At 46.7% G+C, this 16,811-nt stretch carries 16 protein-coding genes; 10 read left to right on the top strand and 6 right to left on the bottom strand.

Translation table 11 applies throughout. The features are described from left to right. Positions 1-175: 175 nt before the first annotated feature. Entirely contained in the window at positions 176-907 is a 732-nt protein-coding gene (locus tag LL912_RS07705) for an esterase family protein (RefSeq protein ID WP_235553000.1), read from the top strand. A 334-nt stretch (positions 908-1,241) separates the two neighbouring features. Here the strand turns inward: LL912_RS07705 and aat are convergent, their stop codons facing one another. Further along, the gene (gene aat / locus LL912_RS07700) at positions 1,242-1,895 is read right to left on the bottom strand and encodes a leucyl/phenylalanyl-tRNA--protein transferase (protein ID WP_235552999.1); all 654 of its coding nucleotides are present in this window, start codon (positions 1,893-1,895) and stop codon (positions 1,242-1,244) included. 23 nt (positions 1,896-1,918) lie between these two features. Beyond that, on the bottom strand, positions 1,919-2,221 hold the full coding sequence (locus tag LL912_RS07695; protein WP_235552998.1) for an ATP-dependent Clp protease adaptor ClpS: 303 nt from the start codon (positions 2,219-2,221) through the stop codon (positions 1,919-1,921). 691 nt (positions 2,222-2,912) lie between these two features. Here LL912_RS07695 and LL912_RS07690 point away from each other — a divergent pair. From LL912_RS07690 to LL912_RS07670, 6 genes are all read left to right on the top strand, one after another. After that, a complete protein-coding gene (locus LL912_RS07690; protein WP_235552997.1) occupies positions 2,913-4,595 on the top strand; it encodes a GMC oxidoreductase in 1,683 nt (560 codons plus the stop codon). Between the two features lie 53 nt (positions 4,596-4,648). Next, positions 4,649-5,308, top strand: coding sequence for a gluconate 2-dehydrogenase subunit 3 family protein (locus tag LL912_RS07685; RefSeq protein WP_235552996.1), 660 nt, complete (start codon positions 4,649-4,651; stop codon positions 5,306-5,308). Positions 5,309-5,449: 141 nt separating this feature from the next. Beyond that, complete coding sequence (locus LL912_RS07680) at positions 5,450-6,373, top strand: sugar phosphate isomerase/epimerase family protein (protein ID WP_235552995.1); 924 nt, start codon at positions 5,450-5,452, stop codon at positions 6,371-6,373. Positions 6,374-6,716: 343 nt separating this feature from the next. Continuing rightward, positions 6,717-7,625, top strand: coding sequence for an exo-beta-N-acetylmuramidase NamZ family protein (locus LL912_RS07675; RefSeq protein ID WP_255785613.1), 909 nt, complete (start codon positions 6,717-6,719; stop codon positions 7,623-7,625). Continuing rightward, positions 7,622-7,945, top strand: a complete 324-nt coding sequence (locus tag LL912_RS25905; protein ID WP_255785612.1) for a DUF1343 domain-containing protein — start codon at positions 7,622-7,624, stop codon at positions 7,943-7,945. The genes LL912_RS07675 and LL912_RS25905 overlap by 4 nt, the downstream gene beginning before the upstream one ends. Before the next feature lie 212 nt (positions 7,946-8,157). Beyond that, the gene (locus tag LL912_RS07670; protein WP_235552994.1) at positions 8,158-8,616 is read left to right on the top strand and encodes a GNAT family N-acetyltransferase; all 459 of its coding nucleotides are present in this window, start codon (positions 8,158-8,160) and stop codon (positions 8,614-8,616) included. A gap of 25 nt (positions 8,617-8,641) precedes the next feature. Here LL912_RS07670 and LL912_RS07665 read toward each other — a convergent pair whose 3' ends face one another. Further along, positions 8,642-9,721 (bottom strand): zinc-binding dehydrogenase, encoded by a 1,080-nt coding sequence (locus LL912_RS07665; protein WP_235552993.1) that lies wholly within the window; start codon positions 9,719-9,721, stop codon positions 8,642-8,644. A 360-nt stretch (positions 9,722-10,081) separates the two neighbouring features. Between LL912_RS07665 and LL912_RS07660 the strand changes: the two genes are divergently transcribed. Genes LL912_RS07660 through LL912_RS07650 form a run of 3 tightly spaced genes read left to right on the top strand, consistent with a single transcriptional unit; the run spans position 10,082 to position 13,194 of the window. Continuing rightward, positions 10,082-11,320 carry a DUF5690 family protein gene (locus tag LL912_RS07660; protein WP_235552992.1) on the top strand — a complete coding sequence of 413 codons (1,239 nt, stop codon included), beginning with the start codon at positions 10,082-10,084 and terminating at the stop codon, positions 11,318-11,320. 22 nt (positions 11,321-11,342) lie between these two features. Then, positions 11,343-12,521 carry a TIGR03364 family FAD-dependent oxidoreductase gene (locus tag LL912_RS07655; protein WP_235552991.1) on the top strand — a complete coding sequence of 393 codons (1,179 nt, stop codon included), beginning with the start codon at positions 11,343-11,345 and terminating at the stop codon, positions 12,519-12,521. Further along, a complete protein-coding gene (locus LL912_RS07650) occupies positions 12,508-13,194 on the top strand; it encodes a phosphonatase-like hydrolase (protein WP_235552990.1) in 687 nt (228 codons plus the stop codon). The genes LL912_RS07655 and LL912_RS07650 overlap by 14 nt, the downstream gene beginning before the upstream one ends. 17 nt (positions 13,195-13,211) lie before the next feature. Here LL912_RS07650 and LL912_RS07645 read toward each other — a convergent pair whose 3' ends face one another. The 3 genes from LL912_RS07645 to LL912_RS07635 form a co-directional block, all read right to left on the bottom strand. After that, complete coding sequence (locus tag LL912_RS07645; protein ID WP_235552989.1) at positions 13,212-13,790, bottom strand: helix-turn-helix domain-containing protein; 579 nt, start codon at positions 13,788-13,790, stop codon at positions 13,212-13,214. A 192-nt stretch (positions 13,791-13,982) separates the two neighbouring features. Then, the gene (locus LL912_RS07640) at positions 13,983-15,863 is read right to left on the bottom strand and encodes an ABC-F family ATP-binding cassette domain-containing protein (protein WP_235552988.1); all 1,881 of its coding nucleotides are present in this window, start codon (positions 15,861-15,863) and stop codon (positions 13,983-13,985) included. A gap of 159 nt (positions 15,864-16,022) precedes the next feature. Beyond that, entirely contained in the window at positions 16,023-16,808 is a 786-nt protein-coding gene (locus LL912_RS07635; protein ID WP_235552987.1) for an SDR family oxidoreductase, read from the bottom strand. Between the last annotated feature and the right edge of the window lie 3 nt (positions 16,809-16,811).

The following is a 16,811-nucleotide window of genomic DNA, read 5'->3' as shown; positions in this document are numbered from 1 at the left end:
TGAAGCCGGCTAAGCGCCTTTTTCAGGTTTAATGTTTCACGTTGGATCCGCTTTTATGCTTGGTGAACAACTGAAAACTGTGACTGATAACTGAATACTAACAACTGAAAGCCCGGCGCAATCTCATTATATAACAAAAAATGCTTATTTTGTATAGAGATTTAAAATCTGGTTTATGAATAAGCAAATCAATTCCTGGTTCAGCCCATCCCTGCAAAAGGAGATGCCGGTCGTTTCTTATGGTCATTTTGGCACCGTATTGCTGCTGGTGCCTACAGCCGGGGCAGATTACCTGGAGTATGAGCGTTTTCAGCTGATCGACAGCCTCGCACCATTTATCAATGAGGGTAAATTAAAGATATACTCTATTGATAGTGTGAATAATGAAAGCTGGCTGAACAAAAACATGAACAATTGGGACAAAGCACAACGGCACGAGCAGTGGAATGCATATGTATACCATGAAGTGCTCCCGTATATAAAAATGGCATCGGGTGCGGATACGCCGGTATTCATCAGCGGCGCTTCCTTTGGAGCCCTGCACAGCATGAACCTGTTTCTAAAACGTCCGGACTTGCTGGCAGGCGTTATCGCAATGAGCGGCGTATATGATCTTACCTATTATTCCGAGGGGTTTATCAATGATACGGTATATTACAACAGTCCCTGGCATTATATGCCCAACCTCACGGATCACGAAATACTGGAACAGATCCGGAAAAGCCCGCATATTCATATTCTGACGGGAGCAGGTGCTTATGAAGATCCCAGAGCCGGAGGTGAATTTGCAAAGATCCTTTATGATAAAGGGATCTACTATGAATTTGATAACTGGGGCGAAAATTATAAGCACGACTGGCCTACCTGGAGGGAAATGTTGCCACATTATATCGGTACCCGGTTTTAAAAGTCATATTCCAGGTTTAATGTTTAAGGTTTCAGGTTGGGTTATTGCCTGATGTGAAACGCTCAATTTGCAGATGGTCTTCTGCTGAGATGAGATTATGGAGCAGGAACGGAATCGCTACTTTTATATTTAATATTCCTTATTGTTTATTTTACATTCCCCGGAGGGGAAAGGTTCCCGGTAGATCCGTTTGTAGGCTTGATGGACTTTTGTTCTGATAGCTGACTGTTGATTGCCAGATCATCGCGAACAGATCAATTGACGACTGACAGCTAAAAACAGGTTCCTTAAATAGGCTATACCAATCTCACATTGCCACATCTTCAAATTCGAATTACCGTGCAGGAATATATTGTTTCAGGAGTGTAGCAAATTTTTCCCCTTCAATCATACGGGCCCCCATGCTTTCGAGGTATTCCGAATATACCTGGCAGTCGATCAGTGCCACCTGTTCGTCTTGCAGATGCGCTACATATCGGGTAAATGCATAGCGGGAGGCATTGCTGACAAGACTGAACATGCTTTCTCCAAAAAATACCCGGCCCAGCCGGATACCATAGAGGCCGCCTACCAATGCTCCTTCCTTCCATACTTCGGCGCTATGCGCATATCCCTGTAAATGCAGCGCATGGTATGCAGCCACCACCTCTTCGGTAATCCAGGTGCCTTCCTGGTTGCTGCGCTTTACCTGCTGGCAGTGACGGATTACGGCTTCAAATGCCTTGTTTATTGTAAACTGAAATGCGTTTTTATGGATCAGCGACCGTACCGTTTTACTGCGCCTGAATTCATCGGGAAACAACACAAAACGCGGATCGGGGCACCACCAGAGAATGGGAGGCGTTTCATACCAGGGAAAAATGCCGTTGGCATAGGCCAGCAGTAACCGTTCGGAGCTAAGGTCGCCGCCCATCGCCAGTAATCCGTCCTTTTCAGCCAGGTGTACCGGCGGAAAATACAGTTCGTCTGACAACGCAAAAATAGCCATGAAACAGAAATAGGAGGTGTTGATTAGGAAACCAGTTCTTCGATCGTAGCGGAAATCCCCCGGTCGAGGATGGCGTTGCACATCGGTTCAAGATCTTCGTACTGTCCTTCTTTAACAGCGTATTTACCTTTGAAATGAATAAGGTAGGAACATTGTTCGGCCTGCTCATAACTATGCCCGCAAACCTCCATCAGGGTTTCAATTACCCATTCGAATGTGTTTACATCATCGTTCCACACGATCAGTTGCCAGGAGCTGGCCTCAGCCGTGAGCACATCGGTTTCGACCTCTGTTTTTGTAAACGGATTGGTACCGGCTAAACTCATGATACAAAGATAAATCATTCCGGATAAATCACTCTCTGGCAGCGCTTCTGGTAGTTGTAAAAAAAATTGTGAACCTTTTTTCTGTGAATTTTTTTTTGTTCACAGAAAAAAGATTCACATTTTGGCGGATCTGCGGGCGGGTAACTTTTCCGCTGATTTTCAGTCGGGTTCATCCTGATTTGGTCCACGTACGGGTAACAGGGCCGCATCCGGCAAATGGCGAATGGAATCCGGATGGATAAACCGCGTATAAAACAGACGGCCGGTCCACGCCGCCCGGCCGGACATCAAGACCCGGTTGACAGTGACACCGCCGGCAATCGATATAAAACGCCCAAACGGATATTGCCCGAACCAGACGCTCATAAAAGATACCGGGATTGCCGGCTAAGACGATTTTTAAATATGGACAATCACCCTTTAGAAATTGTTTTGTTGGAAAAACTCCAAAATTTTAAAGGAGGGTGCTCATGGCTGCGGTGCCATACAGGGCGGGTTCATACGCCTGCTTTTTATTGAAAAAAATCTAAAAAAAAGAAACAAAATCAGATATGTATTAAACACACAATACCGTTTGTGTAATTGTAAAAAAAATAACAGGTAATTTAAATTTAAAGCAATACTTTTATAGCTATTAAATGATTGTTTATTTTTTCACTAACGATTTTTAGATTTTTTTAAAAACAGTTTAATGGCAGAAAATAATACTTACGACGCGATCGTCATCGGCAGCGGGGTTTCCGGCGGATGGGCTGCAAAAGAACTTACAGAAAAAGGATTGAAGGTCATCATGCTGGAACGTGGTAAAAACATCGAGCATGTAAAAGACTATGTCAATGCCGGTAAGGCCCCATGGGAGCTTCCGCACCGGGGAAGCAAAACGCAGGAAATGATCAAAGATCACCCGGTGCTGAACCGCGACTATCCGCTCAATGAAACCAACCTCGATTGGTGGGTGGATGAAAAGGAATCGCCTTATACCGAAATAAAGCGTTTTGATTGGTTCCGCGGGTACCATGTAGGCGGTCGTTCGCTGTTATGGGGGCGCCAGAGTTATCGCTGGGCCGACCTGGATTTTGAAGCCAATGCTAAAGAAGGCGTTGCCGTTGACTGGCCGGTGCGTTATAAAGACATAGCCCCCTGGTATGATTACGTGGAGAAATTTGCGGGGATCAGCGGGAACCGGGATGGTATTCCGCATTTGCCCGACGGACAGTTTCTGCCGCCGATGGACATGACGATTGTAGAAAAGGATATCGCTGCCCGCATCAAGGATATTTATAAAGGATCGCGGCATATGATTATCGGGCGGGTGGCCAATATCACCCAGCCGTTACCAGGCCGTACCAATTGCCAGTACCGGAATAAATGCTGGCTGGGTTGTCCGTTTGGAGGCTATTTCAGCACACAATCATCTACCTTGCCGGCAGCCATGAAAACCGGTAACCTTACATTGAGACCCTGGAGTATCGTTACAAAGATTCTGTATGATAAAGATAAAAAGAAGGCAACCGGGGTGGAAGTGCTGGATGCTGAAACCAATAAGACCTATGTATACAATGCAAAGATTATTTTCTTAAATGCATCTACATTGAACAGTACCTGGATCCTGATGAACTCGGCCACGGATATCTGGCCGGGCGGGCTGGGCAGTTCCAGTGGCGAGCTGGGCCATAACCTGATGGATCATCACCTGGGCGTGGGTGCAGCCGGACGGGTGGAAGGGTTTGAAGATAAGTACACATTTGGACGCCGGGCCAATGGTATCTATATACCGCGGTTCCGGAATATGAATGGCGACAAGCGCGATTACCTGCGTGGTTTCGGCTACCAGGGCGGCGGCGGCCGCGGCCGTGGCAACGCCTCTGCAGAAGAGCAAACCATTGGCGTAGCCCTGAAAGAGTCCTTAACAGAGCCGGGATCCTGGACCATGAATATCGGCGGTTTCGGAGAGATCCTGCCCTACCATGAAAACCAGGTAACGCTGGATAAAAACAAAAAGGATAAATGGGGCCTGAATGTACTGGCGATTGATGCCGAGTGGAAGGAGAACGAACGGAAGATGCGCGTTGATATGAAGAACGATGCCATCGAAATGCTGGAAAAAGCCGGTGTTAAAGATGTAAAGGGCAGGGATGGCGATGGTACAATCGGCCGTGGAATTCATGAAATGGGCACAGCACGTATGGGCGCAGATCCAAAAACATCCGTGGTTAATAAATGGAACCAGGTTTGGGATGCGCCGAACGTATTTGTAACCGATGGTTCCTTTATGACTTCGGCAAATTGCGTAAACCCATCCTTAACTTATATGGCCTTTACTGCCCGGGCGGTGGACTATGCCGTTAATGAATTGAAAAAACAAAATCTTTAATCATAGAACCTGTAAGGTGTTACAGACCTTGCAGGTTTTTAAACTACAGATAAATGAACAGAAGAGAAGCTTTATCACGTGTTGGTATTTTGTTAGGAGGTACCGTTATTGGTGCTGAAGTTTTTTTGTCGGGTTGTAAAAATACGGCCGTTAAAGCCGGGTCTTTTTCACCTGAGATCGTTGCGCTGTTGGATGAAATAGGAGAAACCATCATTCCCACCACACCGGATTCTCCCGGCGCAAAAGCGGCGCAGATCGGTAATTTTATGAAAACCATCGTAACCGATTGTTACCGCGAAAACGAACAAAAAGCCTTCCATGAGGGCATTGGCAAATTGCAGGAAGCCTGCGAAGCAAAATACAAAAAAGGATTTAACGAACTGTCTGCAACCGAAAAAACCGCATTCCTGACGGAACTGGACAAAGAGGCGAAGGCATTTGTAAAAACGGATGCTTACAAAAAAGAAAAAGAAGCCTTCGATGCCAAACAGGATGAATGGGTAAAAGCAGAGGAAGCCAAAAAGAATTTTGGTGCAGTAAAGCTGAAGCAAAGCTATCCGCCGCATTATTTTTCCATGATCAAGCAGTTGACGCTGTGGGGGTACTTTACTTCTAAACCCGGAGCCACACAGGCCCTGCGTTATGTAGAAACCCCGGGAAAATTTGACGGGGCCTATCCTTATAAAAAAGGAGACAAAGCCTGGGCGCTGTAAAAATCCATATAACAGGGCACATCAGGTGGCGTCGCTGTTTATACCTTAATTGCCGCAGATCCGCTGATACCAATTGTGCTGTGGCGCAATCAGCGAATCTGCGGCTTTTTATTTCAATTGATTCAAATTTAAATTTTCAGCATGCATATCAACCGGAAAGAATTTTTGAAAAGAACATCTGTCCTGGCTGCCGGAGTTTTAGCCGGTCCTTCACTGATTGCCGGAACAGGAAAACCGAAAACCTATCCCATCTCGCTGGCGGAATGGTCGCTGCACCGCGCGCTGCAGAAAAAGCAGATCACCAACCTTGATTTTCCCCGGATTGCGAAGAAAGAATTCGGAATTTCGATTGTTGAATATGTGAACCAGTTTTTTAAGGATAAGGCAGAAGATACGGCCTACCTGAACCAGTTGCTTACGGTATGTAAGGATAACGGCGTTACCAACCATCTCATCATGTGCGATGGAGAAGGCGAACTGGGCAATACCAACGATGCCGAGCGGAAAAAAGCAGTAGAGAACCACTACAAATGGGTGCATGCCGCCAAATACCTTGGATGTAAAACCATACGGGTAAATGCTGCCGGTAATGGCAGTGCCGAAGAAGTGGCGAAAGCTGCGGTGGATGGGCTGAGCCGCCTGGGAGAATATGCCGCGAAAGAAAAAATCAACGTGATTGTGGAAAACCATGGCGGGTACTCATCTGATGGAAAATGGCTGAGCGGTGTGATGAAAACGATTGGTAAGAAAACAGTGGGCACGCTTCCTGATTTTGGAAATTTCTGCCTGAAACGCGGCGAGAACTGGAAATGCGTGGAAGAGTATGACCGCTACCTGGGTGTAAAGGAACTGTTGCCTTTTGCCAAAGGAGTAAGCGCCAAATCCTACGATTTTGATGCCAATGGCAACTGTATAGAAACCGACTATAAGCGGATCTTTGATATCATGAAAACATCCGGATTCTCGGGTATTGTGGGTATTGAATATGAAGGGAACGAGCTCAGCGAGTATGATGGTATCCGTGCAACGCTGGCCCTGCTGAAAAAAGTAATGAGCGGATCCTGACGGTAACCAGGATCTACAAAATAAGAAGCGGTCGTTTTTTGCACGGCCGCTTTTTGTTTATTGGAAACCGGTAAGCGACATATCCGGTTTGCAATTTCTTTCGAATCAAAAGCGGATCAGATCGAAGATTGGTTGCGAAATCGATAAAAGTGTTTTGGCATTTCCGGAGGCCGTTTATAGCATTAAAACAGCGATTTTATTCCTTATAAGAAATATTTGGTTACATTTATAACGGTCACATTACGCGATGGCGATCCTGGCCAATACTTGTTGTTGCGTATAGGTTGGACCTGTTTAAATAATGTTTTTACAAGTCAATGTAGCATTTACAATCCTTTTTAAAATGATGCAATTTACTTCGATGCTTTTTTTAGCGCTTCTGGCAATGAGCCACATAGAGTGTACCTCTTACGCGTCGACGGTTCCCGGTGTGCCGGAAAAGCCAGGAATTATTACAGGTGCCGATCAAACGGGAAAATATGTGCCTTATCTAAAAGGAAAACGGATTGGCCTGGTGGCAAATCAAAGTTCCATAATCGGTAAAACAAGCAGTGTAGACAGTTTATTAAGCCTTGGAATTAAAATTGTAAAAGTGTTTGGCCCCGAACATGGCTTTAGAGGTAATGCCAGCAATGGAGCGGTGGTGAGCGATGAAAAGGATGCTAAAACGGGCATTCCAATCATTTCATTATATGGCAGAAACGAGAAGCCAACTAAAGAACAACTGGCTGATATCGACCTTATGGTCTTTGATATTCAGGACGTGGGCTGCCGCTATTATACAAATATCAATACACTTGAATATGTGATGGAGGCCTGTGCCGAAAACGGTAAAGAACTGCTCATCCTTGACCGGCCAAATCCTAACGGATATGTAGTAGACGGCCCGGTGATGACGGAAGACCGATTTAAATCGGCCATTGGAATCCACTACACACCGATGACCCATGGTATGACAATCGGAGAATTTGCGCAATATCTGAACGGCGAAGGATATCTTAAAAAGCCCTGCAAAATAAAAATTATAAAAGTTGCCCATTACAATCATACCATGCCGTACGTACTCCCCGTACATCCTTCGCCCAATTTAAATACGCAGCAGGCTGTAATGCTTTTTCCCAGCCTATGCATGTTTGAAGGAACAGTTATTAATGAAGGCCGGGGAACGTATATGCCGTTTACCATATTGGGCGCACCCGCGTTGAAAGACAAATATTCATTTTCGTACAAGCCGGTAAGTATTCCGGGATGAGTGAGCGACCCAATCACAAGGACACCGTTTGTTATGGGCTGGACCTGCGCAATTATGATATAAACAAGCTTCGGCAAAGTCGGCAGATTAATTTAGCATGGGTCATTGAATTATACAATGCCTACCCGGATAAAGCCCGTTTCTTCACTCCCGGAAGAGCGAATCAGGATATATCCGCCTTTGATCTGCGCATTGGTACCAACCAGTTACGAAAGCAGATCATAGCAGGTGTATCGGAAGCAGATATTCGAAAAAGCTGGGAACCCGGGCTGCAGAAATTTAAAGCGATACGGGCAAAATATCTTTTATATCCGGATTAATAAATGCCTTTTTATACAGGAAGGATCAGGTGTTTTAACAGGTCGGGCATTTCTCTGTAACAGCCGGATATTATCCCCTGATGAATTGCAATTCCCATCATCGGACGCATAAGCCGCTTCTTCGGCCTTTGATAAATATAAAATCAGTAATTTGCTAAAGATTTGCCAGAAGAGAACACGGAACTTCTAACCAGGTGGCAATAATTTTTGATATGGAAGTGTTTATAAGAGCGGCTACACCGGAGGATGCTGAAATACTTTTAGAATTTGAGCAAAAGATTATAGAGGCGGAGCGGCCTTTTGATGATTCTTTAAAAGAAGGGACCATTCATTATTATGACCTTCTTGAACTGATCCGGTCCCCGGCGGCCACTGTGCTCCTTGCTGTTGCCGGTGACGAAATCATCGGTTCCGGTTATGCAAAAATAGTACCGGCAAAGCCCTACCAGCAATATAAGGAATATGCCTACCTGGGGTTTATGTATGTAAAGCCCGCTTTCCGGGGTAGGGGGGTAAACCAGCGGATCATACAAGCCCTGCTTGAATGGGCTAAAGCAAAAGGGCTGAAGGAGGCGCGGCTGGAGGTTTACGAGGAAAATATAGCCGCAAAAAGATCGTACCAGAAGATCGGTTTCCGTGCCAACCTGCTGGAGATGCGACGGGCGTTGTAGTTGTTCTTTATACCGGATAATCCCTTCATTGACTGATACCGACCCTGTAATAGGATCCGTTACCCGCAGCGGCAAACGCTTCGTTAAGATGGTCAAGCGCAAAAGTAGCGCCAACCAGTGCGTCAAATGGATAATCATGCTGGTGAAGTGTTATGAAACCTACCGCAGCCTCCAGGTCAGGAATCGTGTAGTTATGAAGTCCTTTGATCGTTAGTAGTTTTCGTACCACCATTTCTGCATTGACCCGTGTGGCGGGCTGGGTAAATACCGCACCTACCCAAATAGCGCATCCGCCGGTGGAAAGTAATTCCAATCCTTTTGTCATCACCTCCGGCCTGCCGGTAGTGTCAATCACCACGTCGATCTTTTCTGTTGCTGAAAGCCGGGCATCGATTTCGTGCGTCGTCAGGTTGCTGGAGAATGTTTGCGTGATTCCGAATTTTTTTGAAAATGCAAGGCGATCCGGGTGCTGATCCAGGGTATATACATGGGCGGCTCCTCCCGCTTTTGCCATGGCGCACGCCGAAAGTCCGAGCATACCGGCGCCGGTAACCAGGATGTTTTTGCCGGCCACACTGCCCGCCAGTCGCAGGGCGCCGGCAATGGTAGCATGCGTACAATTGATGGGCGCTGCTATTTTGGGGTTGATCGCATCCGGTAGTTTAAAAACTGCCGTTCCCTTTTTTAACAGGCAATGACTCGCAAAGCCGCCATTGAGGCTATCCGTATCTGAAAATTGCTGATGCCCGTATTTATAAAGGCCGGGTGATTTTTGAGGCATGCCTTTGCGTGCCATTTCGCTGGTGGCGTCAACGGCATATACGCACCAGGTAATGAGGTCGCCGGCATATAACGGTATTCCGGTATCGTCTGTATGCTTACCTGTTCCGCAAACTGCAATGCGGCCAATGATCTCATGTCCCAATACACAAGGGCATGGGGCGTTGCGTCGTCCGGAATACGTGTGAAGGTCACTGGTGCAGATTGTGGTATAGGTGATCTGCACCAGTATCTCACCCGGACCGGGGTACGGAAGACTGGATTGTTTTTTCCGGAACGGCTGGCCGGTGCCGGTGAATACCATGGATGTTGCCTTGGGGGTCATGTGTTTTGTTTTACTATTTGTAATATTTTGAGCGTCTGGCCTGCCCGCCCGGCCCGCCTGTTAACGATGGTTCAGTAAAGTAGGCTTACACCAGCGTTTGCGGGGCTTTTTGTTTCCGGTTGAAAGTTGATGATTTGATTTTATTCTATTTAATGTTCTGTTTATTAGAATGTTGTGTTGATTGTTTTGCAAGAATACTGAAAATGCGATAATGCTCCCTGGCTTTACAATTCGTTAACTTTAAGTTGATACGGGCATAACAAGCCGCGTATTTGAATGGTTTAATTTTGATTGCTCAATCGCAATTTCATGCTTTTTGTTGAAAAAAAAATTACAAATAGTAAAATTCAGACGGTGTGGATGGTGCTCTCCGTATTTTTGTGTTATACCGCCATGTACGCCATCCGGAAATCGTTTTTAGCCGGGCAGTTTACCGATCTTCATCTGGAGTATGGGCTGGATGCTAAAACGATGCTGGTGATCAGCCAGGTACTGGGGTATATGATTTCCAAATTTGCGGGAATTAAAGTGATCTCGGAAATGCAACAGGAAAAACGCAGCCGCTGGCTGATCGGACTGGTAGCTTTTGGGCTGTTGATGTTGGGTTTGTTTGCGGTAGTGCCACCATCTTCGAAATGGATCACGATTTTCTTAAATGGAATACCGTTGGGAATGGTTTTCGGAATCGTATTTTCATACATTGAGGGCCGGAAGAATACAGAGTTACTGGCAGCAGCGCTCAGTGCCACCTTTATTTTTTCAACCGGGTTGGTGAAGACTGTTGGGTTGCTGCTGATGGAGCGTTTTCATCTGAGCGAATATGAAATGCCATTTTGGACCGGCCTGCTGTTCTTTCCGTTGTTTCTGGTATCTGTGGTTATTTTGAATCAAATAAAAAGCCCCGATGAAACGGACAAGAAACAGCGAACACAACGGGTGCCAATGTATGGCAAAGACCGGCGGCGGTTTTTGCTCCAGAACGGATGGGGATATCTTGGACTGGTGGCCATTTATATCCTGCTCACCATCATAAGGGATCTAAGAGATAATTTTATCGTAGAATTCTGGTCAGAACAGGGAATGGCCGGTACTCCGCAGGTGGTAACGCTTACAGAAATCCCAGTGGCTGTTGTTGTATTGATGGTAGCTGCAGCCGGTATATGGGTGCGCAACAATAACAAGGCATTTGGAATCGGAATGACCCTGGTTGCCGCAGGAGCGGTATTGGTGCTTCTTTCTACGTATTTATTTTATCGGTCGATGCTGTCACCCGTTTGGTGGATGATATTGTCAGGCATTGGTGCTTATCTGCCCTATATCCTGTTTCATTGCCTCATTTTTGAACGGCTGGTAGCCTTGCTGCAGCTTAAAGGGAATGTAGGCTTTTTATTTTATCTGGCAGATGCTTTGGGCTACCTGGGTAGTGTGGTGATCCTGCTGCTTAAAGAAGTAGTTGGCGTAAAACAGAGCTGGACCCGGTTCTTTATTTCAGTGGACATTCAATGTGCCGTGTGCATCCTGCTGCTGGCAGGATTTGTACGCTGGTATTTTGACCGGCGCGTTATGCGGAAAGACCAATGCGTGGCGCCGGCAGCATAGCATAATGATGAATAACAAAATAATGAATAAAAAGTACGATTTGATCATTGTGGGGGGTGGTGTGCTGGGCGCATTTCATGCTTACCATGCTTTGGAGTTGGGCTTAAGTGTTGCGCTTATTGAAAAAGACCGGCAGCCGCAGCACGCCACCGTTCGGAATTTCGGGCAGGTGGTGCCTTCCGGTATGAATACCAAATGGCAGCTTTACGGAAGGGAGAGTCTTCGGATTTATAAAGAGATCCAGAACCGGTTTGATATTTCGGTGCGGCAAAACGGATCGGTATACCTGGCTTCCAATGAAGCGGAGGTGCAGTTGCTTGAAGAACTTCGTTGCATCAATCAAAAAAACGGGTACGCTTCGCAGTTACTGAGCACGCGGGAATGCCTGGAAAGATACCCGGGGCTAAAGCCGGAATATGTAAAGGCGGGTCTGTTCTTTCCGGAAGAAGTAACGGTAGAACCCCGGGTAATGATCGGTCGGTTATTGGCCTACCTGGTCGGAGACAAGGGCTTGGATTATTATAATGATACCCTGGTATTGAATTGCACGGCCTTAACAGACGGCGTGGAGGTGCATACAGCCGCGGGCGCTATCTTTTATGCCGCAAAGGTAATCATCTGCAGCGGGGCAGCGTTTAAAACCCTGTACCCGGCTCTGTTTGCCGGAAGTGATCTTGAAGTATCGAAGCTGCAGATGCTGCAAACTGTTCCGCAGAAAGGGTATGTACTAAATGGTTCGATCCTGACCGGCTTGTCGATAAGAAGGTATGAGGCATTTTACGAATGCTCTTCGTTTGCGAACATTCAATCAAAAGAAGACCCCGGTTCCTTTGAAAAGAAATGGGGCATTCATATTTTGTTTAAACAGGCAACGGACGGCTCCGTAATCATCGGAGATTCGCATGAGTATGCCGACGCGGCCAATGCCGATGCCCTGGGTTTTGACCTGCGTGCCGATATTGATGCATTTATGATTGCCGAAGCAAAAAAAATCATAGAACTGCCCAGCTACGAGATTCAGCACCGGTGGTATGGAATCTATTCCCAATGTAAGCGGCAGGACCTGTTTCAGCATACGATCGATAAGCACATTCATATTGTTACTGGTATTGGAGGAAAGGGAATGACGGGGAGCGCGGGATTTTCAAAGGAACATATAAAGCAGGTATTTAATTTAAATGAAAAGTATGAGCAATATTAAGATGGTTGTTCTGGATATGGCGGGCACCACCGTGGATGAAAAGAACCTGGTATACCATACGGTATTAAAAGTGATCAATGACCAGGGATTTGATCTTACGCTGGATGATGTACTGTTGCATGGCGCAGGAAAAGAGAAGTATAAGGCCATCACCGATGTACTGGCGGCCTGTACGGATTTAGCACCGGTAACCCCGGTGGCCGATCAGGCCTTTGCGGCGTTTAAAGAAGCGCTGGAACTGGCTTATGATGAACAGGAGGTCGGTACGTTTACCGGGATGGAACTCTTTTTTGAAAAAGTCCGGAGTCATGGAATTCTTGTGACGCTGAATACGGGATATGACCGGAAGACTGCTATCAAACTGATTGATAAACTACATTGGCGGGTAGAACAGGATTTCGATCTGTTGATCACAGCCGATGATGTGGAAAGAGGCCGTCCCTTCCCGGATATGATCGAACATGCAATGAAGCGGTTCGGGATCACGGATGCGGGATTTGTATTAAAGGCCGGCGACTCTGTGATCGATATTGAAGAAGGGAAAAATGCTGGTTGCGGTATCACCGTAGGGGTATTGAGCGGTGCCCAAACACGGGCACAGCTGGAACAGGCGAGGCCGGATTATATATTCAATGCCGTAACCGAGCTGGATGCGATTCTTTTGAATGGCTAATGTTTGTTCCGGGGAGCTCAATCCTGCCGGGGAAGGAAGAAATACATCACAAGCATTTTAGCGGAGACGATTCCCGTGTTCACCGGCACATGCGGGATGCGCCCGTCAAAGAAAAGTGCATCACCTTCCTTAAGCAATACTTCTTCATCCCCGATTTGATACAGGCATTCGCCGGATAAGATGTACTTAAACTCAAAGGCATCTGTTTCTACCTTTTCCCTTTGTGAGCCGGGTTGTACTTCCAGCAGCAATGCCTCAAAGCCAACGGATGCAACCTGTTTGCCAAGAAGTGAGCGGTATTCAAAGCCTTTTGCCTCATCCTCTTTTTCAATAACAGTATGATCTTCCCTGCGGGAAACGATAAAGCTTTTCGCACCGGATAACGGGATGTCTTTAAAGAAATCAGGAACAGCAATATCCAGTACGTTGACGATGCTGAGCAAAACGGGAAGTGAGGGGATTGTTCTCCCGTTCTCAATACGGGAGATCAGGCCGTTGCTCAGGTCTGCTTTGCCTGCAATATTGTTAATGGTAAGCCCTTTCTTTTTGCGGATCTCTTTGATGCGCTTCCCGATACCGATAAGATAATCGTCCATATTTTATAAATGCTGATCAGGGCGAAAATACGATCCTGTGGGGAATGAAAAATATGGAGTGGAAAATTTTAAATGTTGAAGTGATGATTTCATTACAGCTTCGGAGTCTTTTCCTTTGAAGAAATAAACATCGTATTATAAAACGGATCTTCCGTTGAAGTTTAAACGTGAAACCTTGAACCTGCAACCGGTCTATCCCTCAATCAATTCGCTCAGCTCCAGCCAGCGCATTTCTTTTTCGTCCAATAGTTGGGTGATTTCCCCGATCCTGCGGGACAGGGATTCCAGTGCTTCAAAATCCGTATTGCCGGCGGATAGCTGGGCCGTGATGGATTCCTTCTCGGCGCTTAGCGCGGCAATCTCTTTTTCCAGCAGTTCGTATTCTCTTTTTTCTTTAAAAGATACTTTTTTGCTAACTGGTTTTTGGGAAGGGGCGTCCGCAGGGGAAGTTCCTTTGGGCGGAACCGCTGCGGAAGGCGGTGGATTCTTTTCCTGCAGGCGGTATTGGGTATAGTTCCCGGGAAAGTCGGTGATCACACCGTCTCCTTCAAAAACAAACAGGTGATCCACCAGGCGGTCCATAAAATACCGGTCGTGGGAAACGATCAGCAGGCAGCCGGGGTATTCACTCAGGAAGTTTTCCAGTACGGAAAGCGTGGGAAGGTCGAGGTCATTGGTCGGCTCATCCAGGATCAGGAAATTGGGATTGCGGAACAAAATGGAAAGTAAATGCAACCGACGTTTTTCACCCCCGCTTAATTTGCTGACATAGGTGTATTGTTTATCCGGGTCGAAAAGGAATAGTTGCAGGAACTGGGAGGCGCTGAGTGTGCTTCCATCGGCCAGTGGAAAATTCTCCGCAATGTTCTTTACAAACTCGATCACCCGCATGTCCTCTTTTAGCACCAGGCCCTGCTGCGAATAATTTCCGAATACCACGGTGTCACCTACGTTGATCTTGCCACTGTCTGCCTGTTCCACGCCCTGCAGGATGTTGATAAATGTTGATTTGCCCGCGCCGTTTTTCCCGATCACGCCCACCCGTTCGCCTTTTTTAAACGTGTAATCAAAGCCGTTGAGTATTGTTTTAGTGCCAAAGGATTTGTATACTTTTTTTAGCTCTACGATCTTTCCGCCCAGGCGGTTCATTTTCATCTGCAACTGTACCTGATCATCGGTTACCTGTTGTTTGGCGGTTTTTTCAATATTGTAAAAATTATCTTCCCTGCTTTTCGATTTGGTGGTGCGGGCTTTGGGCTGTTTGCGCATCCATTCCAGTTCGCGGCGGTAAAGGTTCTTGGCTTTATCAATGGAGGCATTCAGGTTTTCGATACGCTGTGCCTTTTTATCAAGATAATATTCATAATCGCCCCGGTGTACATACAATTCACCGCCCTCTATTTCCCAGATCTCGTTACAAACCGCGTCCAGGAAATACCGGTCGTGGGTGACGAGTACCAGGGTTACGTTTTCCTTTCCGAGAAAATGTTCCAGCCATTCCACCATGCCCACGTCCAGGTGGTTGGTTGGTTCATCCATAATCAGCAATACATGTTTGTGCTCAAAGCCGATGTCGATCAGGGTGCGGGCAAGTGCAACTCTTTTTTTCTGTCCGCCGCTCAGGGTGTTTACTTTCTGATCGAGCTGATGGATATTGAGTTTGCCGAAGATCTGTTTCACCCGGGAATCAAAATCCCAGGCGTTTAGTTCATCCATCCGAACGAGCGCCTGGCCAATACGATCTGCGTTGCCGCTTTCGCTGGCCAGCTCATACTCCCGGATGGCTTTTACGGTGGGATGGTCATGGAAAAAAATATTGTCGGAAACGGTGAGTGCCTCTTCCAGGTCGGGTTCCTGTTCAAAAAGGATCACTTCTACGTCTTTGTGGATCCATAATTTACCGCTATCCGGTGTTTCCTTTCCGGCCAGAATTTTTAACAGGGTAGATTTGCCTGTACCATTGCGGGCAACTATGGCTACTTTATCACCCTCTTCAATATGAAATGAAATATTTGAGAACAGGGGTTGGATCCCGTAACTTTTTCCTAATCCTTCCGCAGAAACATAATGCATCCGGCAAAGGTAAGGAAGTTCAATGTTTAAGGTTTAAAGTTTAAGACAGCCCGCGCATAAAACGGTGCTAAAAAAACTATACAGTAAGCCGCTATCAATCTTCAAAAGTTTGTTAAGGCAAGCGGAATGCGTAAGTGGTGAAACCTTGAACCTTAAACTTTAAACGCTCTTTATGAGCCCCCCGTCGATGGCAATACTGGTTCCGGTAATATAGGCAGCCTGTTCCGAAGCGAGGAAAGTAACCAGGTTTCCCATCTCTTCGGGTTTTCCCAATCGCTTCATGGGTATGGTTTCCAGGGCCTGGGCTTTGTAGGTTTCCAGCGGCAGTCCTTTAGCAGCAGCTTCCCGCTCGTATAGTTCCAGGATACGGTCGGTTTCAAAGTTTCCGGTAAGGATATTATTTACAGTAATATGGTCTTTTGCTACCTGGGTAGCCAGGGTCTTGCCCCAGGTGACTACTGCCGAGCGGATGGTATTGGACAAAGCCAGTGCTTCAATCGGTTCTTTCACAGAGCGGGAAGTGAGGTTGATGATACGTCCGAACCGGTTGGTAATCATCTGTGGTAATGCTTTTTCGGTGGTATATTGAACCGTTCGGAACAACAGGTTAAATGCGGTTACATAGTCGGCGTCTTTTTTTTCAAGCGCCGTGCCCGGACTGGGCCCGCTGGTATTATTGACCAATATATCAACCTGGTTGGCTGCAAAATAGGCGTCAACCGTTTGTTTATACGCATCGATGTCTGAAAAATCGGCAACGATGTACTGATGTTGCTGTTGCTCCGGGCGCGGCAATGCCGCCTGCAGTGCTTGCAATACCGCTTCTCTTCGGGCCACGAGGGTTACGGTGGCCCCGGAAGCCGCCAGTTGTATAGCAATGGCTTTCCCCAGCCCGCTGCTGCTGGCGCCCACCAGCGCCTTTTTGTCTTTTAAAGAAATTTGCATACT

This window comes from Niabella agricola (assembly GCF_021538615.1).
Lineage (GTDB): Bacteria > Bacteroidota > Bacteroidia > Chitinophagales > Chitinophagaceae > Niabella > Niabella agricola.
The sequence above is the reverse complement of the archived record's forward strand: the minus strand, read 5'-3'. Positions and strand labels throughout refer to the sequence as shown.